General features: G+C 49.8%; 25 protein-coding genes. 16 read left to right on the forward strand and 9 right to left on the reverse strand.

Features of this window, described 5'->3' with window-relative positions:
* Positions 1 to 44 precede the first annotated feature (44 nt).
* On the reverse strand, positions 45 to 1,121 hold the full coding sequence (locus tag DXA55_RS08595; protein WP_117813754.1) for an NAD(P)H-dependent flavin oxidoreductase: 1,077 nt from the start codon (positions 1,119 to 1,121) through the stop codon (positions 45 to 47).
* 554 nt (positions 1,122 to 1,675) lie between these two features.
* Here DXA55_RS08595 and DXA55_RS08600 point away from each other — a divergent pair.
* The 12 genes from DXA55_RS08600 to atpC all read left to right on the forward strand — a co-directional run bounded on the left by DXA55_RS08600 (position 1,676) and on the right by atpC (position 12,952).
* Positions 1,676 to 2,254 carry a nitroreductase family protein gene (locus tag DXA55_RS08600; RefSeq protein WP_117813756.1) on the forward strand — a complete coding sequence of 193 codons (579 nt, stop codon included), beginning with the start codon at positions 1,676 to 1,678 and terminating at the stop codon, positions 2,252 to 2,254.
* Positions 2,255 to 2,666: 412 nt separating this feature from the next.
* A complete protein-coding gene (locus DXA55_RS08605) occupies positions 2,667 to 5,264 on the forward strand; it encodes an alpha-L-rhamnosidase (protein WP_117813841.1) in 2,598 nt (865 codons plus the stop codon).
* 267 nt (positions 5,265 to 5,531) lie between these two features.
* Entirely contained in the window at positions 5,532 to 5,816 is a 285-nt protein-coding gene (locus DXA55_RS08610; RefSeq protein WP_055220696.1) for an AtpZ/AtpI family protein, read from the forward strand.
* Between the two features lie 103 nt (positions 5,817 to 5,919).
* On the forward strand, positions 5,920 to 6,342 hold the full coding sequence (locus tag DXA55_RS08615) for a hypothetical protein (protein WP_022462451.1): 423 nt from the start codon (positions 5,920 to 5,922) through the stop codon (positions 6,340 to 6,342).
* 166 nt (positions 6,343 to 6,508) lie between these two features.
* On the forward strand, positions 6,509 to 7,270 hold the full coding sequence (locus DXA55_RS08620) for a F0F1 ATP synthase subunit A (RefSeq protein WP_055220541.1): 762 nt from the start codon (positions 6,509 to 6,511) through the stop codon (positions 7,268 to 7,270).
* A 50-nt stretch (positions 7,271 to 7,320) separates the two neighbouring features.
* The gene (atpE, locus tag DXA55_RS08625) at positions 7,321 to 7,599 is read left to right on the forward strand and encodes an ATP synthase F0 subunit C (protein WP_022462449.1); all 279 of its coding nucleotides are present in this window, start codon (positions 7,321 to 7,323) and stop codon (positions 7,597 to 7,599) included.
* Positions 7,600 to 7,636: 37 nt separating this feature from the next.
* Positions 7,637 to 8,140, forward strand: coding sequence for a F0F1 ATP synthase subunit B (gene atpF, locus DXA55_RS08630; protein ID WP_022462448.1), 504 nt, complete (start codon positions 7,637 to 7,639; stop codon positions 8,138 to 8,140).
* Positions 8,137 to 8,676, forward strand: a complete 540-nt coding sequence (gene atpH / locus DXA55_RS08635) for an ATP synthase F1 subunit delta (RefSeq protein WP_022462447.1) — start codon at positions 8,137 to 8,139, stop codon at positions 8,674 to 8,676. The genes atpF and atpH overlap by 4 nt, the downstream gene beginning before the upstream one ends.
* Positions 8,677 to 8,685: 9 nt before the next feature.
* Positions 8,686 to 10,215 (forward strand): F0F1 ATP synthase subunit alpha, encoded by a 1,530-nt coding sequence (gene atpA, locus DXA55_RS08640; protein WP_055220549.1) that lies wholly within the window; start codon positions 8,686 to 8,688, stop codon positions 10,213 to 10,215.
* An 18-nt stretch (positions 10,216 to 10,233) separates the two neighbouring features.
* Entirely contained in the window at positions 10,234 to 11,100 is an 867-nt protein-coding gene (gene atpG / locus DXA55_RS08645; protein ID WP_055220552.1) for an ATP synthase F1 subunit gamma, read from the forward strand.
* 35 nt (positions 11,101 to 11,135) lie between these two features.
* On the forward strand, positions 11,136 to 12,536 hold the full coding sequence (gene atpD / locus DXA55_RS08650) for a F0F1 ATP synthase subunit beta (RefSeq protein ID WP_022462236.1): 1,401 nt from the start codon (positions 11,136 to 11,138) through the stop codon (positions 12,534 to 12,536).
* A 14-nt stretch (positions 12,537 to 12,550) separates the two neighbouring features.
* Positions 12,551 to 12,952, forward strand: coding sequence for an ATP synthase F1 subunit epsilon (gene atpC, locus DXA55_RS08655; protein WP_022462237.1), 402 nt, complete (start codon positions 12,551 to 12,553; stop codon positions 12,950 to 12,952).
* Positions 12,953 to 13,047: 95 nt separating this feature from the next.
* Here atpC and DXA55_RS08660 read toward each other — a convergent pair whose 3' ends face one another.
* From DXA55_RS08660 to DXA55_RS08695, 8 genes are all read right to left on the reverse strand, one after another.
* On the reverse strand, positions 13,048 to 14,445 hold the full coding sequence (locus tag DXA55_RS08660) for a Na+/H+ antiporter NhaC family protein (RefSeq protein WP_117813758.1): 1,398 nt from the start codon (positions 14,443 to 14,445) through the stop codon (positions 13,048 to 13,050).
* Between the two features lie 78 nt (positions 14,446 to 14,523).
* The gene (gene aguB, locus DXA55_RS08665) at positions 14,524 to 15,402 is read right to left on the reverse strand and encodes an N-carbamoylputrescine amidase (RefSeq protein ID WP_117813760.1); all 879 of its coding nucleotides are present in this window, start codon (positions 15,400 to 15,402) and stop codon (positions 14,524 to 14,526) included.
* Positions 15,399 to 16,529, reverse strand: a complete 1,131-nt coding sequence (gene aguA / locus DXA55_RS08670) for an agmatine deiminase (protein ID WP_117813762.1) — start codon at positions 16,527 to 16,529, stop codon at positions 15,399 to 15,401. The genes aguB and aguA overlap by 4 nt, the downstream gene beginning before the upstream one ends.
* Positions 16,501 to 17,634, reverse strand: a complete 1,134-nt coding sequence (gene nspC, locus DXA55_RS08675) for a carboxynorspermidine decarboxylase (RefSeq protein WP_117813764.1) — start codon at positions 17,632 to 17,634, stop codon at positions 16,501 to 16,503. The genes aguA and nspC overlap by 29 nt, the downstream gene beginning before the upstream one ends.
* A gap of 4 nt (positions 17,635 to 17,638) precedes the next feature.
* On the reverse strand, positions 17,639 to 18,898 hold the full coding sequence (locus DXA55_RS08680) for a saccharopine dehydrogenase family protein (RefSeq protein ID WP_022462242.1): 1,260 nt from the start codon (positions 18,896 to 18,898) through the stop codon (positions 17,639 to 17,641).
* A 470-nt stretch (positions 18,899 to 19,368) separates the two neighbouring features.
* Entirely contained in the window at positions 19,369 to 19,770 is a 402-nt protein-coding gene (locus DXA55_RS08685) for a GNAT family N-acetyltransferase (RefSeq protein ID WP_117813766.1), read from the reverse strand.
* 130 nt (positions 19,771 to 19,900) lie between these two features.
* On the reverse strand, positions 19,901 to 20,419 hold the full coding sequence (locus DXA55_RS08690; RefSeq protein ID WP_117813768.1) for a peptidylprolyl isomerase: 519 nt from the start codon (positions 20,417 to 20,419) through the stop codon (positions 19,901 to 19,903).
* Between the two features lie 159 nt (positions 20,420 to 20,578).
* On the reverse strand, positions 20,579 to 21,781 hold the full coding sequence (locus DXA55_RS08695; protein WP_117813770.1) for an aspartate kinase: 1,203 nt from the start codon (positions 21,779 to 21,781) through the stop codon (positions 20,579 to 20,581).
* Positions 21,782 to 22,026: 245 nt separating this feature from the next.
* Here DXA55_RS08695 and tsaE point away from each other — a divergent pair, with 245 nt between their 5' ends.
* The 4 genes from tsaE (at position 22,027) to DXA55_RS08715 (ending at position 24,179) form a co-directional block, all read left to right on the forward strand.
* Positions 22,027 to 22,446: a tRNA (adenosine(37)-N6)-threonylcarbamoyltransferase complex ATPase subunit type 1 TsaE gene (tsaE, locus tag DXA55_RS08700; protein ID WP_022462246.1), complete on the forward strand. Its 420-nt coding sequence runs from the start codon at positions 22,027 to 22,029 to the stop codon at positions 22,444 to 22,446.
* Positions 22,447 to 22,563: 117 nt separating this feature from the next.
* On the forward strand, positions 22,564 to 23,316 hold the full coding sequence (gene tsaB, locus DXA55_RS08705; RefSeq protein ID WP_055266392.1) for a tRNA (adenosine(37)-N6)-threonylcarbamoyltransferase complex dimerization subunit type 1 TsaB: 753 nt from the start codon (positions 22,564 to 22,566) through the stop codon (positions 23,314 to 23,316).
* Positions 23,313 to 23,768, forward strand: coding sequence for a ribosomal protein S18-alanine N-acetyltransferase (gene rimI, locus DXA55_RS08710; protein ID WP_242998427.1), 456 nt, complete (start codon positions 23,313 to 23,315; stop codon positions 23,766 to 23,768). The genes tsaB and rimI overlap by 4 nt, the downstream gene beginning before the upstream one ends.
* A gap of 168 nt (positions 23,769 to 23,936) precedes the next feature.
* Entirely contained in the window at positions 23,937 to 24,179 is a 243-nt protein-coding gene (locus DXA55_RS08715) for a hypothetical protein (RefSeq protein WP_022462249.1), read from the forward strand.
* Positions 24,180 to 24,181 lie beyond the last annotated feature (2 nt).

Genomic DNA, 24,181 nt, shown 5'->3' on the forward strand with positions numbered 1-24,181 from the left:
GAAGATTGTAACATTATTGGGAAGGAAAGTCACTACTAAATTTTTTATTTTTTGCTGTCCGGCAGGTATTCCCCGGCCAGCTCCGCCATCAGCTCCGGCACGGTGGTCATGTGATCGAGACGCCATGCATTTTCTCCGCAGAAAAGGAGAGCGTTGTCGGTATCGCCATCGGCAGCGCGGGCCAGGGCTGTGGTAATACAGTAGGGAATGGAGGCTTTGTCGCATTTTTTGAGGCACTGGTAGCAGTGTGAAATTTTTTCCCGTTCCTGTTCGCGTTCCGTCAGAAACGGATTGCGGATTGCGCGGCCCGGCATGCCGACCGGACTGTGTATGATCGTGATATCTTCTTTTTTTGCATTCAGGTATGCCTGCTTGTAGCGCGGATCGGCGTCGCATTCTTCCGTGACAACGAAACGGGTAGCCATCTGGACACCTGCGCAGCCAAGCGACAGATAGTGGAGGATATCCTCGTGGGTGTAGACGCCTCCGGCAAAGACGACGGGGATGGTACAGGCGTATTTTTCTTCGTAGCCATGTACGATCTGCAGAATTTCCCGGATTTCGTCATCGTAGCCGCGTCGTGCTGTTTCTTCCACGGTTTCGGCGGAGTAGCCCAGATGGCCGCCGGCCGCGGGACCTTCGATGACAACAAGGTCAGGGACGCGGTGATAGTGATTATCCCAAAGCTTCAGAAGAACCTTGGCGGTCCGGGGCGGGGAAACGATAGGGGCGAGCTTGATGGAGCTTCCCGCTGTGTATTTTGGCAGATCAGTCGGGAGACCAGCCCCGGAAATGATGAGATCGGCTCCGTTTTCGATACAGCAGCGGACGTATTCCTCGTAGTGGGTCAGGGCGCACATGATATTGACGCCGATGATGCCGCCGTTTGAGATTTCTTTGGCACGGCGGATGTGGAAGGCGAGTGCGCGGAGATTGGCGCTTAAGGGATCACGCGCGAATTCCGGATCGCGCCAGCCGGGCTGGGCGGCGGAGATGACGCCGATTCCGCCGGATTTGGCGACGGCGCCGGCGAGGGATGAGAGGCTGATGCCGACGCCCATTCCGCCTTGGATGATGGGGTATCTGGCAACTAAATTTCCTATTTTTAATTCTGGCAGCATATAAATTCTCCTTTTTTGATAAATGGACGATCCAGTGGCTGCCGCCGCGCCGTGGATGTTCCTCCAGATGGGCGCGGTTTCGGAGGCCGGGAAACTCTAAGGCTCTGAAATTTACGCGAGCAACGAGCCAAAGTCCGTGCTCGCACGAGACCTTGGCGACTGCCGCGATAACTAGAGAAACTCGCAAAGCGTGTTTCTCTAGTTTTGCTAAAAGCGCTTTCGAAAACGGCAAACTCGCTGCGCTCAGACAGTGCCGTTTTTGAAAGCAACACAAAATCCCATAGCCTAAGAGTTTGCGGGCCTCCTGCAAATGCGCTCACCTGGAGGAACATCCACGGCGCGGCGGCAGCCATTGGATCTGGTTATTGGCGACGAATAAATAGAATAAATATGTGATGTAAAATACTTTAGCATGTGGTTTTTAAAACTAGATATATAATACTTTGAATATCAAAGTATGTCAAGAGGGAAAATGAAAAAGGTGATTGCGGGGGGTGGGGAGGTGTGGTAGAGTGGGTGGTAGAAAGTAAATTTGAGACAGGAGGATATGGGACATGTTAAGAAATCTGGTGTTGAAGAACAGGAGTTATCGTGGATTTGATGAGTCGGTGCGGATTTCGCGGGAGACGTTGGAAGGGTTTGTGGATTGCGCGCGGCTTTGTCCTTCGAGTGTGAATAAGCAGCCGTTGAAGTATTTTCTGGCGTGGGAGCCGGAAGAAGTGGAGAAGGTGCAGGGGCTGACGAAGTGGGCGCGGGCGTTGCCGAATATGGTACTGCCGCATCCGGGAAAACGGCCGACGGGTTTTGTTGTGATCTGCCAGGATAAGAGGATTGATGAGAATCTGAACCGGTATCAGAAGGATGTCGGGATTGTGGCGCAAACGATGCTGCTTGCGGCTGTGGAGCAGGGACTTGGCGGCTGCATGATCGGGAATTTTCAGGCGGGCGAGGTGATGGAAGTGCTTGGACTGCCAGAGGAGATCCGGCCGCTTTTGATTGTGGCGTTTGGAAAACCGGAGGAGGAGATTCATCTGGTGGATGTGCCGGAGGATGGGAATACGAATTATTACCGGGATGAGAACGATGTGCACTATGTGCCGAAGAGAACGCTGGCGGATGAGCTGCTGAACTGAAGATAGAAACTGAAGATAGAGCCGGAAAATTCCGGAAAAATGTCGGATGAACCGTCCTAAAAAGTTAGATCTAAAAAATCTGATTTCTTGGGGCGGTTCAAAGAATCCGGCATTTTTTTACTTTACAGGAAACTTCGTTGAATTTTCCTGTAAAGTAAAAAGCCCTCCGGGCAGGATCGCACTGCGGCGGAGGGGAAAGGAAAGCACAGGCTCTTATTAGTTTCGGTGTAGCCCGAAAAAGGGAAAATGTCCCATACTTTCTGGCAATCCGGGGAGATGTCTGGTGGGCAGGAAATGGTGCAAATAAAGATGTTTTTTCCTGCAAAACAGAACCTTTTTTCTCGAAAGGGATCATGATAAAATGAGAAAAAATGGGGGAATTTTCAAAAATAAGATGGAGGAGGATATTGAAATGAAAATTTATCACGCACAGGTGAATCATCTGGAAAATCCAATGGGGTTCCGAATGGAGAGAACGGTCTTTTCCTGGAAAGTGAAAGACGCAGAAGGAAAAAAACAGAGCTATGCGAGAATCCGTGTAGCATCGGATGCAGCGATGGAGCATCTGCTGTTTGATTCCGGAGAGGATGATAAGGCGAGCAGTCTTTTCTATCCGGTGAAGCTGGATCTGGAGCCGAGAACGCGGTATTACTGGAACGTGGAAGCGGGCAGTGATGCCGGGGAGACGGCGGTGAGTGAGGTACAGTTTTTTGAGACCGGAAAACGGAATGAAGCATGGACAGGAAAATGGATTTCCTGTGACAGTAAGGAGAACCGTCATCCATATTTTGAAAAAGAAATTGTTCCGGCAAAAGAGGTAGCGAAGGCCAGGCTGTATGTCTGCGGACTTGGACTGTATGAGGTGTATGTGGATGAGAAGCGTGTCGGGGATGAGTACCTGACGCCGTACAGCAATGATTACAATGAATGGGTACAGTATCAGACGTATGATGTGACAGAGGAGGTTTCAAAACAGGGAATGCTCCGTGTGCTGCTTGGAAACGGCTGGTACAAGGCGCGGTTTGGATTCAGTGCGTTTGAGGACAAGGGATTTTACGGCAATGAGTGGAAGCTGATTGCGGAGCTGCATCTGACGTATGCGGACGGTTCGGAAGAGGTGATTGGCACGGATGAATCGTGGCAGGTGCGGCGCAGTAAAATTGCATTCTCGAATCTTTACGACGGTGAGCACCGGGACGACACGCTGTCGGAACTGCCATTGGAGAAGGCGGTTTTTTGTGAGGCACCAAAAGGAGAACTGACGGAACGCATGAGCCTTCCGGTGACGATTCATGAGACGTTTGAACCTAAAGAACTGCTTCATACTCCGGCCGGCGAGCTGGTCTTCGATATGGGGCAGGAGTTTACGGGAATTTTCAAGCTGCATGTCAACGTGTCGGCAGGAACCAAAGTTCATGTTCAGACAGGTGAGATTTTGCAGCGCGGCAATTTCTACAATGACAATCTGCGGAGTGCAAAATCCGAATACATTTATATTTCGGATGGAACGGAAATAGATCTTGTGCCGCATTTTACCTTCTATGGATACCGTTATGTAAAAATCGATGGTATTCCGGATCTGAAAAAGGAGGATTTCACCGGACTTGCTTACTACAGCAATATCACCGCGACAGGCTGGATGAAAACAGGAAGTGATTTGGTCAACCAACTCATCAGTAATGTGCGCTGGGGATTAAAGTGCAACTTTGTAGATGTTCCGACCGACTGCCCGCAGCGTGATGAGCGTATGGGATGGACGGGTGATGCACAGGTGTTCTCGCCGACGGCAATGTATCTTGAAGATACGTATGCATTCTATGCAAAATACCTGTACGACATGGCAAAAGAGCAGAGCGTGCTCGGCGGAAAGGTGCCGTACGTGGTGCCGTCGTGCGGCGTCGAGGATGCAGCGTGTGTCTGGGGCGATGCGGCGTGCATCATTCCGTGGAATCTGTATCTGTTTTACGGGGATAAGAGTATTCTGGAAGATCAGTTTGTGAGCATGAAATCGTGGGTGGATTACATCACGAAAGTGGATGGGGATAACCACGGCTGGCGGTATATTTTCCACTTCGGCGACTGGCTTGCGTTGGACAATCCGGTACAGGGAGCGGAGCAGGTCATGGGTGCAACGGACGAGGAGTTTATTGCAAACCTGTATTATGCGATCAGCGCAGGAATCGTGGCAAAAGCAGCCGGTGTGCTGGGATACCGCGAGGAGCAGGAGAAGTATCAGAAGCTGTCCGAGGAGCAGTTTGCTGTGGTACAGGAAGAATATTACAGCGCAACAGGCCGCTGCTGCATCAAAACACAGACGGCGCTGCTGCTGACGCTGAAATACCATCTGTCAAAGAACGAAGAGCTGACAAAACGGCAGCTTCTGAAGCTGTTTGAGCAGAGTAACCACAAACTGAAAACAGGATTTGTCGGAACACCGCTGCTGAATAACGTGCTGACAGACAACGGCATGAACGATCTCGCCTACGAACTGTTGCTGAACGAGGAATTTCCGGGTTGGCTTTATGAGGTTAAGCTTGGTGCAACTACCGTCTGGGAACGCTGGAATTCCCTTCTTACGGACGGTACGATTTCCGGCATCAGCATGAACAGTATGAACCATTATGCTTACGGCTCCATCCAGGAATGGATGTTCCGTCACGTTGCCGGCATCAACACGATGGAATCCCATCCGGGTGCCAGGACCGTACAGTTTGCACCGACGCTGAACTGGGATTTGAGGTATGCAGAGGCAAAATATGATTCTGCATCGGGAATGTACAGCATTCGCTGGGAGCTTTCCGACAAAGAGCACGTGACCATCACCATGGATGTTCCGTTCGACTGTACCGCAGAGGCCGTACTTCCAATGGTTGCCAAAAGTGAAAAAGAAGCGGTTGCAGAAGTGCTCGGATCAGAAGAAAACGGCAGATACCTGCTGGAGCCGGGACACTATGAGGTAAGCTATCAGCTTTCCGGTTGGAAAGAAAAAACGGCAGTATGTGTGGAATAAAACCGCAGTTTTTTTCAAAAAATAAGAAGCGAGGTGAACGCTGCAATTTTACAATGGGACAAAATGAGAAAATTGTTCCAATTATTATGAAAAGAATGTAAATAAAAATAAATAATTTGGAAAATATACAAATTCATTTGTCTTATGAAAACGTTTATGGTACAATCTGACTAAGTGGTTACAAAAATGGAAGTGTGTTTTGGGGAAAATGAAACAAGACACAGATCCGAGGGTCTGACAAAAAGAGGCGGCAGAAAGGGACAGGATATGAAGAAGTGGACGGGGATGATTACCAATCTCACAATGTTGACACAATTCGGACTGTCCCTTGTGACGCCTCTTTTTCTTTGTCTGGCACTTTGCTGGTGGCTTTGCGACCGCTTTTCGGTTGGAACATGGATTTATCTGATCGGCTTTTTCTTTGGGATCGGAGGCGGTGCCGTGACAGCCTGGAAATTCGGGCAGAGCGTTCTGCGGCATCAGAAACGCATTGAGACGGAGCCGGACGGAAAAAAGAAGAAAAAGAGGGTGTCTTTCAACCGACATATTTAGAACGTGTCTGAAAAAGTTTCACAGTTGACGAAGATCAAGAGGTAGAGAAAAGATTTCAGACTGATTTTAAGGGGAAAATCCCTTAGAAAGGAAACAAGGCGATATGAGCAATTTCAGAGACAAGGTCCAACCGGCCGTAAAAAAGGAGACGAAAAATGTTGCCATCTATACTGTTGTCGGCGTGGTTGTGATGTGGGTCGGGTTTCTGATCCTGCACCTGATCTGGCCGGAAAAAATCCCATTTGACTATCGGGTGATCCTTGGGGGAATCGGAGGCGGTGCCGTTGCGGTGCTGAACTTTTTCCTGATGGGTATGGCAGTACAAAAAGCAGTGTCTGAGACAGACGAGGCGGGAGCAAAGCGACGGATGCAGGCAAGCTATTCGCAGAGAAATCTGATGCAGATGCTCTGGGCAGTTCTGGCGATTGTGCTTCCATGCTTCCAGTTTGCTGCAGGAATCCTGCCGCTTTTAATTCCGGGAACGGCCATCAAGCTGATGGGCATAAAAAACAGCATAAAGCGCTGAACCTGATCTCAGGCGAAAGCCGCAAAGACGGGACGGCGTTTTAAAACCGAAACTGCGAAGCAGCGATTCGGTTATAAGCAAGCAGCGAAGCGGATTGTGAAGATCCGCTTTGACAAAAGGTTCAAATTTTTTATTTTATTTCATACAGAGGAGGTGAGAAAAGAGAATGGAGGTTGATATCTCCGGTGCAAAAGTCTTTTTTACGATCCCGATCGATTTTCCGCTGTTCGGGAAAATTCAGATCAGCGAAACGCTGGTGGTAAGCTGGATTGTAATGGCACTCATTACCGGACTTTGCATCTGGCTTACAAGAGATTTGAAGGTGCGGAACATCTCCAAACGCCAGGCGGTGGCAGAAATGATTGTGGAGACCGCAAACAAATTTGTCATCGGCAACATGGGAGAAAAATTCCGCTATCTGATTCCTTTTGTGTCGGCGCTTTTCGCGACCAGCGTTGTCTCGAACCTGATCAGCCTGATCGGACTTCGAAGTCCGACAGCAGATCTTTCCACCGAGGCGGCCTGGGCTGTTGTGGTTTTCATCATGATCACCACACAGAAGATCAAAACCAACGGTTTTGGCGGATATCTGAAGGGCTTCACGACTCCGATTGCGGTTATGACACCGTTTAACGTTTTGTCGGAGCTCGCAACGCCGATCAGTATGGCGTGCCGTCACTTTGGAAACATCCTTTCCGGCGTTGTTATCAATGCCCTGATCTACGGATCTCTGGCACTGGCAAGCGGAAAGCTGCTGGGACTGCTTCCCGGCGTGCTCGGAAGAACTCTTTCACAGATCCCGATTCTGGACGTCGGTGTTCCGGCTGTTCTGTCGGTCTACTTTGACTGGTTTTCCGGCGTGATGCAGGCCTTTATTTTCTGTATGCTGACTGTCATGTACATTGCGAATGCAGCAGAGGAAGGCTAAAGAAATTAAAAAATGAGGTTTACAAAAAGAAAATACAGGAGGAAAACAAGATGGATTTTCAGATTTTAGCAAAAGGTATCGCTCTCGCAGGATGCGCAATCGGCGCAGGATGCTCCTTGATCGCAGGTATCGGACCTGGTATCGGTGAAGGTAACGCCGTAGCAAAGGCACTTGAGGCAATCGGACGTCAGCCGGAATGCAAAGGTGATGTAACAAGTACGATGCTTCTTGGCTGTGCAATCGCAGAGACCACAGGTATTTACGGTTTCGTAACTGGCCTGCTTCTGATCTTCGTAGCACCGGGAATGTTCATGAACTTCCTGAAATAGTTGCAAGGAGTAAATGATTGCTAGGAGGAAAGAAACTATGCAGGTTCAGGAACTGGTAGGAATTGTCCCCTGGACTTTTATCGCACAGATCTGCAACCTCTTCATCCAGATGTATCTGATCAAACGGTTCCTTTTCAAACCGATCAATGAAATGCTGGAAAAACGGCGTGCGGCAGCCGATGCGGAGATTACAGACGCAGAGGCGGCAAAAAAAGAAGCCAACGCCATCAAAGAGGAATATGAGCAGAATATGCAGGAGGCAAAGGCAAAGGCCAACGAGATTCTCGAAAGCGCCAGAAAGACAGCAACGCTGCAGAGCGAGAAAATCGTAAAAGAGGCTTCCGAACAGGCAGCTGCCCTGAAAAACAAGGCAGAAAAAGAGATTGCCCAGGAGAAAAAGAAAGCGGTCAATGAAGTCAAAGGCGAGATCGGCGGCATTGCCATGGATATTGCCGGAAAGGTCATTGAACGTGAGATTAATGAAAAAGACCATGAGAAGCTGATAGATGAATTTATATCGAATGTAGGTGAAGCATCATGACAGAAACTGCCAGAGTATACGGTGGGAGCCTGTATGAGCTGGCCCAGGAAGAGCATCTCGAAGAGGAAATCCTTTCCGAGATGAAGGAGATCCGAGCTCTATTCCGGGAAAATCCGGAGTATCCGCGCCTTTTATCGGAGCCTTCGATTCCGCGAAAAGAGCGGATCGGGCTGATCGACGCGGCATTTGGCAGCCAGGCGGAACCGTATTTGGTCAATTTTATCAAACTGCTGTGTGAAAAAAATCTTCTCCGGGAATTCGGCGGATGCCAGGAAGCGTTTCAGCGCAGATACTTTGCGGCGCACAACATTGCCGAGGCAGTTGTGACGAGTGCAGCATCTCTGTCGAAGGAACAGGAAGAGCTTCTGAAGAAAAAACTGGAAACGATGAGCGGAAAAACGGTCGTGATGGAACTGAAAACCGATCCGTCCGTTCTGGCGGGTGTCCGCGTGGAGCTCGACGGAAAGCTGTTTGACGGAACCGTAAAGGGACGTTTGGCCGAGCTTTCCAGAAGAATCAGCGATACAGTGGTGTAGGAGGAAAAAATGCAACTGAAACCAGAAGAAATATCCAAGGTCATCCGCAGCCAGATCAAATATTATGAAAATGCGATCCGGCAGGATGAGACAGGCACCGTTCTGATGGTCGGAGACGGAATCGCAAGAGCCAGCGGTCTTTCGAACTGCATGGCAGGCGAGCTGCTGGAATTTGAGGATGGAAGCTATGGAATGGCACAGAACCTCGAGGAAAACAGCGTATCTGTCGTTTTATTCGGTTCCGGCGAGAACATCAGCGAGGGACAGCTTGTAAAAAGAACGGGAAAGGTTGTTTCGGTTCCGGTCGGAGAAGGCATGATCGGACGCGTTGTCAACGCGCTCGGCCAGCCAATCGACGGCGCAGGCCCGATTACGGCAGCAGAGTACCGTCCGATTGAAAGCCCGGCACCGGGCATCTGTGAGAGAAAAGGTGTTAATCAGCCGCTGCAGACCGGTATTAAAGCGATCGATTCCATGGTTCCGATCGGAAGAGGCCAGCGAGAGCTGATCATCGGAGACCGTCAGACCGGAAAGACAACGATCGCAACCGATACCATTCTGAACCAGAAAGGCAAGGATGTGATCTGTATCTATGTTGCCATCGGACAGAAACGTTCGACAGTAGCGTCCTTAGTAGAAAATCTTGAGAAGAACGGCGCAATGGCGTACACCATCGTCGTGGCAGCGACGGCATCCGAAGCGAGCCCGCTGCAGTATATCGTACCGTATTCCGGCTGTGCCATGGGCGAGTACTTTATGTATCAGGGAAAAGATGTGCTGATTATTTATGATGACTTAAGTAAGCACGCGGTTGCATACCGTGCACTCTCCCTGCTGATCCGCCGTCCGCCGGGACGTGAGGCTTATCCGGGAGATGTTTTCTATCTCCATTCCAGACTTCTGGAGCGTGCCGCAAAGCTGGACGATGAACACGGCGGCGGATCCATGACGGCCCTGCCGATCATTGAGACCCAGGCAGGCGATATTTCCGCCTATATTCCGACGAACGTCATCTCCATCACAGACGGCCAGATTTTCCTTGAGACAGAGCTGTTCCACTCGGGCGTTATGCCGGCGGTAAACCCTGGCGTATCCGTATCCCGTGTCGGTGGAAATGCGCAGATTAAGGCGATGAAGAAGGTAGCCGGAACTCTGAAACTGATCTATTCCCAGTACCGCGAGCTGGCAAGCTTTGCACAGTTCGGATCCGACCTGGATGCCGATACAAAGGCGCGTCTGGAGCAGGGTGTGCGTATCGTGGAAGTATTAAAACAGAACCAGAATGCACCGGTTCCGGTAGAAAAACAGGTTGCCATTCTCTATGCGGTAACGAAAGGAATTCTGTCAAAGGTTGCAGCTGAGGATGTCCGCGCCTATGAGGACGGACTGTATACCTGGCTTGATACCGATGCAGAGGGTGCTGCCGTGATGCAGGAGATTTCCGCAACCGGAAAACTCGAGGCAGATACCGAAGAGAAGCTGAAAAGTGCACTCGAATCGTACACCGAAAACTTTATCAATACAAGACCTGCAAAATAAGGAAAGAAGGAGGAGCCTATGGCTGCAAACATGAAAGCCGTAAAGCTGCGGATCAAAAGTGTCGAAAGCACGATGCAGATTACCAAGGCGATGGAACTTGTAGCGTCCTCCAAGCTGCGAAAAGCGAAGGAGCGGGCTGATACCTGCCGTCCGTATTTTCAGGAGCTGTACCGCACTTTGCAGGATATTGCAAAAGGAAACACGGAATTTTATTCCATTTATGCAAAAGAGGCAAAAAACGAGAAATGCTGCTACGTGCTGGTTGCCGGAGACCGCGGTCTTGCGGGCGGATACAACGCCAATCTGTTCCGATGCTTTGAGGCAGATGCCAAAGGAAAAGAGATCTGTGTGGTTCCGGTCGGCAAAAAGGCAGTGGAGTATGCAAAATCCCGGAAGCTGGACATTCTGACGGACAGCTTTGCCGAGATCGCAAATCTTTCCGTGGCAGACAGCTTTGAGATCGCGCGCGCGCTGTGCCGTGAGTTCCGGAAAGGGACCTTCGGACATGTGGAGCTTTGTTACACAAAATTCGTGTCGATGCTGTCGCAGATGCCGGTTTCCGTGCCGATCCTGCCTCTGATTGACATTGCAAAAGAGGACGGAGAGGATCCGGAAGCGAAAAAAATCCGGAATCTGATCCTGTATGAGCCAAACGGTGTCGAGGTATTCGAAGCGATTGTGCCGGAATACTTAGGCGGCCTGATCTACGGCGGTATCTGTGAGAGTGTGGCAAGTGAGCTTGCGGCACGCCGTACCGCAATGGAGGCGGCAACGGGAAATGCAGAGGAGATGATTGAACAGCTCAATCTGTATTACAACCGTGCCCGTCAGGCAAGCATTACGCAGGAGATCACGGAGATCGTCGGCGGTGCGGAAGGCGTGTAAGAGTGGAAACAAGAAAAGTGAGGAGAAGTCGTTAAATGAGTGAAAAACACATTGGCGAGGTTGTGCAGGTAACGGGTCCTGTTCTGGACATCCGTTTTCCGGAAGGAGAGCTGCCGGCACTTCTGAATGCCATCGAGATAGACAACCACGGCGAGAAGCTGGTTGTGGAAGTGGCGCAGCAGACAGGCGACAACATGGTTCGCTGCATTGCCATGAAGTCCACAGACGGACTTGTCCGCGGAACGAAAGCAGTCGACACGGGCGGCCCGATCGCCGTTCCGGTCGGAGAGGAGTGCTTAGGCCGCGTGTTCAACCTGCTCGGTGAGACCGTAGACAATAAGCCGGCACCGGAAACAGCAGAAAAATGGCCGATCCACCGCGATCCGCCGTCCTATGAGGAACAGGTTCCGGCAACGGAAATCCTCGAAACCGGAATCAAGGTCGTTGACCTGATCTGCCCGTATGCCAAGGGCGGAAAAATCGGTCTGTTCGGCGGTGCCGGCGTTGGAAAAACAGTCCTTATCATGGAGCTGATCCACAACGTGGCAACGGCGCACGGCGGACTTTCCGTTTTCACCGGTGTCGGAGAGCGTACCCGTGAAGGAAATGACCTTTACAACGAGATGAAAGAGAGCGGTGTTATCGATAAAACAGCACTGGTCTATGGACAGATGAACGAGCCGCCGGGAGCGCGTATGCGTGTCGGACTTTCCGGCCTTACCATGGCAGAATACTTCCGTGATGTGAAAAATCAGGACGTGCTGCTGTTCATCGATAATATTTTCCGATTTACGCAGGCAGGTTCCGAGGTTTCGGCTCTGCTTGGCCGTATGCCGTCCGCAGTAGGATACCAGCCGACGCTGGCAACCGAGATGGGCGCACTGCAGGAGCGTATTACTTCCACAAGAAAGGGATCCATCACATCGGTACAGGCTGTTTACGTGCCGGCCGATGACCTGACCGACCCGGCTCCGGCAACAACGTTTACCCATCTGGATGCCACGACGGTACTTTCACGTGAAATCTCCAGCCAGGGTATTTACCCGGCTGTTGATCCGCTCGATTCTACCAGCCGTATTCTGACACCGGAAATCGTAGGTCATGAGCATTATGAGGTAGCGCGTGCCGTACAGCAGGTGCTGCAGAGATACAAAGAGCTGCAGGATATCATCGCCATCATGGGTATGGACGAGCTGTCCGAGGAGGATAAGCTGACGGTCAGCCGTGCCCGTAAGGTACAGCGTTTCCTGTCCCAGAGCTTCTCGGTAGCGGAGCAGTTTACCGGTATGGAAGGAAAATACGTGCCGTTAAAAGAAACCCTGCGCGGATTCCGCATGATCCTCGACGGCGAGTGCGACGATCTTCCGGAGAGCTGCTTCCTGTTTGCAGGTACCATCGACGAGGTATTTGAAAAAGCAAAAGCACTGAATCAGTAAAGGAGGAATGACGTATGAGTACATTTCCTTTACGTGTCGGCACGCCGGACGGACTTCTCTATGAGGGTGACGTAGCGCGCGTTGTCTGCAGAACCATCAGCGGCGACCTGGCAATTCTGCCTGGGCACTGCAATTACTGCACTGCACTCGGTATGGGCGAGGCGCATATTGTGCTGGAGGACGGAACGAGAAGAAATGCCGCCTGCATCGGCGGAATGCTTTCCATGATGAACGGGGTCTGCCGTGTCCTGGCAACGACCTGGGAGTGGGAAGAGGATATTGATGCAGAGCGCGCCGAGGCTGCCAAACACAGGGCCGAGCAGGCGCTGGCAAACGGCGGTCTGACGGACAAAGAATACCGTATTGCCGAAGCCAAGCTGCAGCGTGCGCTGGTGCGGTTGAGTGTAAAAGAATAAAAAAACAAAAAAAGCCTTCGACGAATTCAGAAAAATCCTATCGTCGGAGGCTTTTTTAATTTACAGGAAACTTCGTTGAAATTTCCTGTGTGTCTTTAAAGAGCAAAAATTCCGCAGATTAAGAATCCCGATACGGCGAGAGCAGCACTGATCAGGACGTAAGGAAACTGCGACACGGCATGTGACATATTGTCAATCTCGCAGGTCGCGGAGGAAAGAACCGTTGCGTCGGAATAGAAGCATGCATGGCTTCCGAAAACACCGCCGGATACGACAGCGCCAAGTGCCAGAAGTACATTAGCATCAAGGGCGATGGCAAGCGGAACAACGATGGAAACGGCTACGGCCTCAATTCCCCAGAAAGAGCTGGTGACAAAGGTCAGAACTGCAATGACAACAAAAATAATAGCTGCCAGTGTTTTGGCATTCATATACGGAACACACAGGTTGATGACGTATTCCGAGAGTCCCATTTCGCCGCAGGCAGTCTTGATCATAAAGGATGCAAGAAGAATGGCGAGAACCGGAAGAATATCTGCAAAGCCGGCAAAGAACAGTTCCACGTACCGCGTAAAGGTCATTTTTTTCCGCGGAAGATAAAGAATCATACAGGAAGCAAGAGCAAGAATAATCGCCTGCATCATATCCTGTGTGGCTACTGTCACACCGATCAGAATTCCGATGGGGATCAGAAAATCCAGTATATTTCCGGCATTGGTATTTTCGGGCGGGTAATCAACGCTCATTCCGGCCATGGCAATGTCAACGGAAGGGGCATTGTGCATTTTTGGATGCTCCGGTGTCTGCTCTTTCTTTTCCAGATCGGTATAGGCATCTTTCATTTTTCCGAGCTTTGGCATCAGTTTGCAGGCAAACAGAATGACAACCAGAAGTGCAGCCATGGGATAAAACATATAAGGAAGCACTTTTAAGTAAACACTCATACCGGTGGAAAAGCCCATATTGAGAATGCCCGGTTCCTGAATAAAAACACCGGAATAAAAAACTACCCAGGTGGAAAAGGGAATCAGTGCACAGACAGGTGCACCGGTTGAGTCAATGATATAGGCAAGGGCCTGGCGTGGGACTTTTCGTTTATCACAGACATCCTTCATACAGGTTCCAACGGTCATGATGTTGAGATAATCATCGACAAAAATAATGATTCCGAGAAATACCGACATCATCATGGTGATCCGTTCATTTTTACAGAAGCGGCTTAACAGGTTGGAAAAACCAAGTGTTCCTTTTGCCTCGCGGAGCAGGAAGATGAAGCCTCCGAACAGTCCGCAGAGAAGAAGAATATACTGGTTATCTGCGTTGCTGATCTCCGAAAGCAGCAGATCACACCAGGGTCCGATAAAAGCCGTTTTATACATGATGAGATAGGCAACCAGGGTTCCGAAAATCAGAGCTTCGAAAGATTTTTTCGTTTTTAATGCAAAAATCAGCATCGCCGCAGGCGGCAGCAGACATAAAATTCCATATTGCATAGCGGTTCTCCTTTGTAGTTAGAATATGTGATGCAGCGCACCGCTGTAGGAAGAGTTACAACAGGAAGAGACAGAGCTTTACTGTTTCGTCATGATACGATAAGTTTCCGGCCGCCGGTCACGGAAAAGCCCCCAGGAAAAACGTTCTTCGCGCAGGGCATCCAGATCGAAGGAGGCGTACAGGATTTCCTCGGTATCTCTTCCGGCAGATGCTACGAGTTCACCGGTTGCATCGGCAATAAAGGAAGAACCGTAGAAAGTAAGAGAAGAGGACTGGCCGCCATTTTCTTCACAGGGCGTTACGGTTTCGGTACCAATCCGGTTTGCAGCAGCAACCGGAACAAGATTTGCGGCAGCATGTCCCTGCATGACGCGCCGCCAGTGCCCGCTGCTGTCTACATTCAGGATCGGCTCACTTCCGATCGCGGTAGGATAGAGCAGGATTTCAGCCCCCTGCACAGCCATACATCGTGCTGTTTCCGGAAACCACTGATCCCAGCAGATGCCGACGCCGACGGCTCCGAAACGTGTTTCAAAGACCTTGAATCCCGTATCTCCCGGAGTGAAATAGAATTTTTCCTGATAAAAATGATCGTCCGGGATATGGGTCTTGCGGTAAACGCCAAGAATGGATCCGTCTGCATCGATCATGGCAATGGAATTAAACAGGCGCTGAACATCCCTTTCATAAAAGCTGACTGGAATCACGACCCCAAGTTCTCTGGCAACGGCCTGAAAACGCCGGACAGCGGGATTTTCTGTCAAAGGCAGGGCATAATCATAATAATCGTATCGCTTTTCCTGACAAAAATACGGTCTTTCAAATAATTCAGGAAGAAGGATGAGATTGGCGCCGTTGGAAGCGGCTTCACGGACCATGGTCTCTGCTTTGTCTATATTTTCCTGTACCTGGCCGCAGCATGAAAACTGCAGTGCGGCAATTTTTATATTTCTCATAATCTGTTTCCTCTTTTCTTTGCCGGAATCTGCTGGGTAATACAGTGAATGTTGCCTCCGCCGGTCAGAATGACGCGTGCATCGACAGGGAGGATCCGTCGATCCGGGAAGCATTTTCCGAGAATTTCTGCAGCCACGGTATCGTTTTCATCGCCGAAACGGGGAAGAAGGACACAGTGATTGGCAAGATAAAAATTGATATAGCTGGCGGCAAGGCGTTCCCCGGCTTCCCGCTGATCTTCGCCAGCTTCAAAATCATAGCCGAGAAGATCTTCTTCTGTAATACAGATGGGATGCTTTGGAATGGGCAGCTTGTGAATTACAAAGCTTCGTCCCTTCGCGTCAACGGTATGGGAGAGAAGATCAAAAGCGGCCCTGCTTCTGGCATACTGAGGATCGTTTTCGTCATCTGTCCAGGCAAGAAGTACTTCTCCTGGCTTTACAAAGCAGCACATATTATCGATATGGCCGTTGGTTTCATCGTTGTAAATACCAAAAGGCAGCCAGATGATTTTCTCGACCGAAAGATACTGACACAGCTTTTCTTCAATTTCCGCTCTTGTAAGAGAAGGATTGCGCCCCGGACTCAGCAGACATTCTTCGGTCGTAAGCAGGGTTCCTTCCCCGTCAACATGGATGGAGCCGCCTTCCAGAACAAAGGGGCGGGCATTATAGAAGGAATCTCCGAGAAAATTGCAGATTCGTTCCGGAACCTCACGGTCATGTTCAAAGTGGGAGTACAGACCGTCATACTGGCCGCCCCAGGCGTTGAATTCCCATTGAATGCCTCTTCGCCCACCCTGATCGTTGACCACAAACGTAGCGCCGGTATCTCTTGCCCAGGCATCCTCTGTCGAGGCTTCGATCAGATGAATCCGGTCGGAGGAAAGCAGTTCCTGTGCCGATGCTTTATCCTGTGGCCGGACGAAAAGATAAACCTGCTCATAGGCGGCAATTGCTTCTGCAATTTCTGCAAATGCAGCTCTTGCCGCTTTTGCCCCGTAATTCCAGGAACCGGGGCGCCACGGCCAGATCATCAGCGTGCCTTCGTGGGGCTCAAATTCGCCCGGCATGTAAAAGCCATCGGCTTTTGGGGTTCTAAGACAATCGGTTTTTGAAATCTTCATATCCAAACTCCTTTATCATTCGGCAGTTTCCAGCTTTGTCCATCACCGCGATGGAAGGGAGTGGGATTCCGTTAAAGGTATTGGTTTTTACCATCGAATAAATCGCCATATCTTCAAAATACAGTCTGTCACCGATCCGGATTTGGGAATCGAAGGAATACTCGCCGATTACGTCGCCCGCCAGGCAGGTATTGCAGGAAAGGCGGTAGGTATAAGGCTTTTCCCCGGGCAGTCCGCTGTCTTTGAGCGGAGGGCGGTACGGCATCTCAAGCACATCCGGCATATGGCAGGCAGCGGAAGTGTCAAGAATTAAAATTTTTCCGTTATTTTCAACAATATCGAGAACTTCCGTGACATTGTAGCCTGCGTTTAAGGCAACTGCTTCCCCGGGTTCCAGGTAAATCTGAAGACCATACGTTTCTTTCATATGGTTGATACAGGAAATCAGGCGTTCGATATCGTAATCCTCACGGGTGATATGATGTCCGCCTCCCATGTTAAGCCAGTTCATTTTAAAAAGCCACTTGCCGAATTTTTCTTCCACGGCGCGCAGCGTGGTTTCCAGATCATCCGAATTCTGTTCACAGAGGGTATGAAAATGAAGACCGTCCACAAGATCGGCCAGTTCGTCTGTAAAATCGCAGGCGCGGATGCCCATGCGGGAGCCGGGCGCACAGGGATCATAAATCGCATGGCCTTCCTGCGTGGAGCATTCCGGGTTGATGCGAAGTCCGGCTTTTGCGGTTCCGGAAGCCTTAAGTACGGGGAGGTACGTTCGGAGCTGCTTTTCTGAATTGAAAATAATGTGATCGCAGATCTGTGCGAGCTCTTCCATATCCTGCGGGCGGTAGGCCGGAGAATACACATGATTCTCCAGCCCCATTTCTTCCTTGCCAAGCCGCGCCTCATAGAGTCCGCTGGCAGTCGTTCCGCTGATATATTTTCCAATCAGCGGATATTCCGAAAAGCAGGAAAAGCATTTCTGAGCCAGCAGAATTTTTGCACCGGTGCGTTCTTCTACCTGGTGCAGGAGCTTTAAGTTTTCTTCCAGTTTGCCTTCATCAATGACAAAACAGGGAGTTGGCAGTTCGTTTATCTTATACATAGGCTTAATCTACTAAAACAGGATTTTCTACGACCTTCCACGGAAGACCCCACTTGTTGAGTGCTTCCATATACGGATCCGGATCAAATTCATCTGTGGTGTAGACACCCGGCTTGTTCCAGAGGCCGTTCACGACCATCATGGTTCCGATCATAGCCGGAACTCCGGTTGTGTAGGAAATCGCCTGAGACTCTACTTCCCGGTAGCATTCCTGGTGGTCACAGACATTGTAAATGTAAATGCTTCTTTCTTTTCCGTCCTTGATGCCGGTAAAAATACAGCCGATGTTGGTTTTACCCACGGTGCGCGGACCAAGAGTGGAAGGATCCGGGAGAAGCTCTTTTAAAAACTGGATCGGTACAATCTGCTGTCCGTTGAAGGTAATCGGAGTGGTGGAGAGAAGTCCTACATTTTCCAGACATTTCATATGGGTCAGATAGCTCTGGCCGAAGGTCATGAAGAAGCGGATTCTTTTTACGCCCGGGATATTTTTTGCAAGAGCCTCAATTTCTTCATGGTGAAGAAGGTACATATCCTTCTCGCCTACCTCATCGAAGTTATATTCCCGTTTGATCGACATTGGCGGAATTTCCACCCAGTGGCCGTTTTCCCAGTAAGAACCGGGAGCGGATACCTCGCGGAGGTTGATTTCCGGATTGAAGTTGGTTGCAAACGGATATCCATGATCGCCGCCGTTGCAGTCCAGAATATCAATCGTGTGAATTTCATCGAAATAGTGTTTCTGTGCATAGGCTGCAAAAACGCTGGTGACACCAGGGTCAAAGCCGGTTCCGAGAAGACCGGTGATGCCGGCTTCCTTGAAACGGTCCATATAGGCCCACTGCCAGGAGTAATCAAAGTAAGCAGAAAAGCCAAGCTCTTCGCATCTCTTTTCGTAGATCGCACGCCATGCCGGATCATCCGTGTTTTCTGCTTCGTAATTTGCAGTATCAATGTAAGGAACCTTACATGCAAGGCAGGCATCCATAATGGTAAGATCCTGATAAGGAAGAGCCAGATTTAATACGGCATCCGGCTGATACTGTTTGATTAAGGCGATTAATTCTTCTGTGCAGTCGGCATCCACCTTTGCTGTTGTGATAATGGTTTTTGTGGTCGGAGCCAGCTTTTCTTTTAAAGCATCGCACTTGGAAAGGGTGCGGCTTGCAATCATAATTTCAGAAAATACTTCACTGTTCTGGCAGCATTTGTGAATGGCTACGGATGCAACACCGCCGCATCCGATGATCATAACTTTTGACATTGTTTGGTTCTCCTTTTTCAGAAAATGGTGTTGGGTTCATCTTTGGCTATAAGCACGAAAAAAAGACAGATGACGTGCATCATCTGTCTAAAAATCGAAATTTATACATGATCGTATTGTGCAAACTTCAGGGGATGGACAAAAATCCAGGCTTCTCCCTGTTTTCCTATGCAGAAATATATAGTCACGTACTCTTATTGACCGTTTCATAAGATGATGTGCTCGTCGTAGAGCATCGATTATAAAGTAATCAACTCATAAAATTTGCGCTTTTAACGCAATCAATAATGTGGCTCTTAACCACGCTCGGCAACTACCCCTGCCTGTCCGTCGGTTTTTTACCAGGGGCATATATTTTGCATAAGAACAGAATTGTTCGCTTGCAGTTCCAAATTATAAAGTGAAATGACATGGATGTCAAGAAAAATTTGTGAAACTATTCAGAGCCATGCGAAATGGAAGATTAAAAATCACAGGGTGATCCAGTAACGCTCCAGTGTTTTGTTTTCATCGGCACGATAAGCGGTGCCGTCGAACCGGCCGCCATTTTTCAGGATCGTTCTGCGGCTTCCTTCGTTGGTATCCAGGCAGCAGACCAGAATTTCGGAAAGACCGAGGCTTTTGCAGTACGGCTGCACATTTTTCAGCATCCAGGAGGCATAGCCTTTTCTGCGTTCCGACGGGCGGACGGAGTAGCCGATGTGGCCGCCCAAGGTGCGCAGAAAATCGTTCAGGTAGTGGCGCACCTGAATCATGCCGACAAGGCGGTTGTCTGATTTGCGGATGCACAGAAACTGTGTTGCGAGAACCATGCCCTCCGGCAGAGTCTCCTCTCTGGTATACCGCATGGTATCTTCAAGATACGCCTTCATATCATCAAACCGGCGAAGCGGTCCGCAGCGTCCATGGAATCGCTGTTTTCCAGAAAATCGTTCCGGTAGGCGGCGAGCTCGGCGAAGTATTCCTCCGACGGTTCAACTAACATCAGTTCATCGTTCATCCTTAGCATTTCTCCGGTTCCGGATACTCGACGCCGAAGGTTTCAACGGTAACGGTAGCCATTCTCTGCGGCTGCAGCGGTTTGTCGCTGTAGTCGGTGTTGACAGATGCGATTTTATCTACGACTTCCAGGCCTTCTGTTACTTTTCCGAAAGCAGCGTATGCGCCGTCCAGATGCGGAGCAGCTTTGTGCATGATGAAGAACTGGCTTCCTGCGCTGTCCGGGAACATGGTACGTGCCATGGAGAGAACGCCTGGGGTGTGTGCGAGGTTGTTCTCAAATCCGTTCTGGGAGAACTCACCCTTGATGCAGTAATCCGGGCCGCCGGCGCCTGTGCCAGCAGGATCTCCGCCCTGGATCATGAATCCCGGGATGACGCGGTGGAAGATCAGGCCGTTATAGAAGCCTTTTTTTACCAGACTGATGAAGTTGTTTACGGTGTTCGGCGCGATTTCCGGGTAAAGCTCTGCTTTCATCACATCGCCGTTTTCCATAGTAATTGTAACGATTGGGTTAGACATCATTGTTTTCCTCCTGATTTTTTTACGATTTTTTGATAAGACGTAAGTAGCCATTTTTCGAAGAAAAATGAGCGGATTACGAATGTTTTTGATGATTGCTGGAGTGCAAAGCACGTAGCGATCTGGTATCAAAGGGGGCAAACCCCTTTTTTCAGATCATTACTCCAGGAATGTCTCATGGATCGCACGCATCGCCTGATCTGCGTATGCTTCGTCGATCAGGGCAGTGATGCGGATTTCCGAGGTGGTAATCATCTCGGTATTGATTCCTGCATTGGCGAGCGCGCCGAACATTTTGGCAGCCACGCCCGAATGGGAGCGGACACCGGCTCCGATGACGGAAATCTTTGCCACGTTCTCATCATAATCCAGCTTTTTGATGCCGAGCGAATCCTTATTGTCGTTCAGCACATCGATCGTGCGCAGCATATCCGGCTTTGCAACGGTAAAGGAAACGGACTTTGTGCCGTCCTTTCCGAGTGACTGGATCATGACATCGATGTTCAGATTGTTCCGATCCAGTAAATTTAAGAGGCGGAACGTGCTCTCCGGATCGTTGCCAAGGCCTGCAACACGGATTTTTGCCACATTTTTGTCGGCAGCCACGCCGCTGATTAACATTTTTTCCATTTTGGTTTTCTCCCTTACCATCGTTCCGGAATTCCGGTTCAGACTGGAGCAGACCAGAAGTTCCACGCCGTATTTTTTTGCGATTTCCACGCATCTGCTGTGAAGGACTTTTGCGCCGAGCGAAGCCATCTCCAGCATTTCATCGTAAGTTACCTCTTCCATCTTGCGCGCATTCGGTACAATCCGCGGATCTGCGGTGTAGACGCCGTCTACATCCGTGTAGATTTCACAGACATCCGCGTGCAGCTCTGCAGCGAGGGCAACCGCAGTCGTATCGGAGCCGCCGCGTCCGAGCGTTGTGATATCATCGTATTTGTTGATCCCCTGGAAGCCGGTGACAATGACAATTTTGTTGTCATCCAGCTCTTTACGGATGCGCTCGGTGTCGATCCGTTTGAAGCGCGCATTCTGATAATCGGAGGTCGTGTGCATCGGTACCTGCCAGGCATTTAAAGAAACAGCACTGACGCCCATCTGAATCATGGTTATGGCCATCAGGGAAACGGAAACCTGTTCACCGGTGGCAAGAAGCATATCCATCTCGCGGCGGGACGGTTTTTCCGTAATCTGTTTTGCGGTTGCAATCAGTCCGTCCGTCGTTTTTCCCATCGCGGAGAGAACGACAACGACCTGGCTTCCGGCCTGCTGTTTTTCGATGCAGCGCTGTGCTACATTGCGGATGTGCGCAAGATCTGCGACGGAGCTTCCGCCAAATTTCATTACAGTCAGCATAACAGTTTTGATCTCTTTCCTTTTTGATTTACGCGGACAAAAGCGCAGAGCGTGTTTTACCGCGTTTTCCGGGCCGAAAAAACAGGAGTGGGACGTTTTTGGGCCGCGAAACTCTGATACATAGTATAGCGAAAACAGATAGAAAAAGCAAGGAAAAGCACAAGGAAAAGCGGTTTCGTTCTGCGGTTGTATTACCTTTTTGTTTGTGTTAAAATGATAGGCAGAAAAAGAGGAGAAGAAAGCATATGATCATAGAAACAAATTCTGCGTCGGAGACGCTTGCCCTTGGCGAAAAGCTGGGAAAAGCGGCGAAGCCTGGCCAGATTTATACATTAAACGGAGACCTTGGTGTTGGAAAAACCGTTCTGACGCAGGGCTTTGCAAAAGGACTTGGCATCACAGAGGCAGTCAACAGTCCCACATTTACCATTATTCAGGAATATACTGAAGGACGTCTGCCATTTTATCATTTCGATGTTTATCGGATTGGTGATATAGAAGAAATGGAAGAAATCGGATACGATGATTACTTTTTCGGTGAGGGTGTCTGCCTGATCGAATGGGCAGAACTGATTGAAGAGCTGATCCCGGAGGGTGCGATTTCGATTACGATAGAAAAAGACCTCGAAAAAGGGTTTGATTACCGGAAAATTACGGTGGAATAAAAGAAAAAATCCTGAATGTGGTGGAAAAACAAAAGGAAATCGTAAAGATTCCTGTTTCCGGCAGACTGCCAAAATGAGTTGCACAGGAAGGAAATATCGGAAAGGAAACAAAAAATTATGAAAATACTTGCACTGGACAGCTCCGGCCTGGTGGCTTCGGTGGCTGTTGTTGAAAATGACACACTGCTTGCGGAATACACCGTAAATTATAAAAAAACACATTCCCAGACTCTGCTTCCGATGCTGGATGAAATCTCAAACATGACAGAGCTGGATCTTTCAACGATCGATGCGATTGCAGTTGCCGGAGGTCCGGGCTCGTTTACCGGTCTTCGCATCGGTTCTGCAACAGCCAAGGGACTTGGTCTGGCACTTGAAAAACCACTAATTTCCATTCCAACGACGGCGGCAATCGCGTACAATATCTGGGATACTAACAAATTTGTCTGCCCGATCATGGATGCGAGAAGAAACCAGGTCTATACCGGAGTTTACTGCTACACGGATCATCGTCTCGATACGGTCTGGGAACAGGATACGATGAGCATTGAGGCACTGGCGGAGGGCCTGAACTGCCTCGACCACGAAGTGATTTTCCTCGGGGACGGCGTTGCGGTTTACCGGGAAAAATTGCAGGAGCTTCTTACGATTCCGTTTTCGTTTGCACCGGCGCACGTGAACCGCCAGAGAGCGGCAGCCGTCGGAGCACTGGCTGAGGTTTATTACAAAGAAGGTAAGATTCAGACGGCAGAAGAGCACGAGCCGGAATACCTGAGAAAATCGCAGGCGGAGCGTGAAAGAGCGGAGCGGGAATCTGTGAAGCATGCCGATGTGGTGAAAAAACAGGAGAACGGAGAAAAAAGCGAATGATCACAATCCGTGAAATGCAGATCGATGATCTGGAGCAGGTGATGCCGATTGAGGAGGCCAACTTTTCGATTCCGTGGACAGAAACCGGATTTTTTACATTTCTGATCCGTGATGACGCACTGTTTCTTGTAGCAGAGGAGGACGGTGAAATTTTAGGATATCTCGGAATCCTGATTTCCTTTGAGGAAAGTGAGATCACAAATGTCTGCGTGGCAGAAAAAGCGAGAAGACGCGGCATCGGCCGTGCACTGATGGAAGAGCTGTTCCGTCGGATGCAGGAGAGAAAGGTGCGCGTCATTCATCTGGATGTGCGCATCGGCAATACGCCGGCACGGAATCTGTACGAGAGCCTCGGCTTTGTACAGGACGGCATGCGGAAGGGGTACTACGATCTCCCGAAGGAGGACGCAGTGCTGATGAGCCGGACGGATGAATCGGTTCCGAAGCGGTAGAGAGAAATTGTTATCGTATACGCATTTGGCGCACGGGACTTTCCTTTCATTCCCAGTAGGAATGGCGGGAAAGGTGTGTTACAATCGACAGGACACAGGAGGATCTGATTTCTGTTTTGTGTCAGGAACGAAGAAAGAAACGTTTTTTGATACACGGGAGGAAGAAAAATGCGGAAATACAACAAAAACACAAATGAGCTGGAAGCGGCGGTGTGTAACTGCTGCGGAAAAAGCATGAAAATACAGAATGGAATGCTGCTGGAGGGGATCTGCTCGGTCGACACGACGTGGGGGTACTTTTCCGGGAAGGACCTGGAAAAGCATGAGTTTGATCTGTGCGAGGAGTGCTACGATCGGATTACATTGTCGTTTGCGGTTCCGCCGGAAATTTCGGAGGACACGGAGGTTTAGAA

It is taken from the genome of Blautia sp. OF03-13, from assembly GCF_003460685.1.
GTDB lineage: Bacteria > Bacillota > Clostridia > Lachnospirales > Lachnospiraceae > Fusicatenibacter > Fusicatenibacter saccharivorans.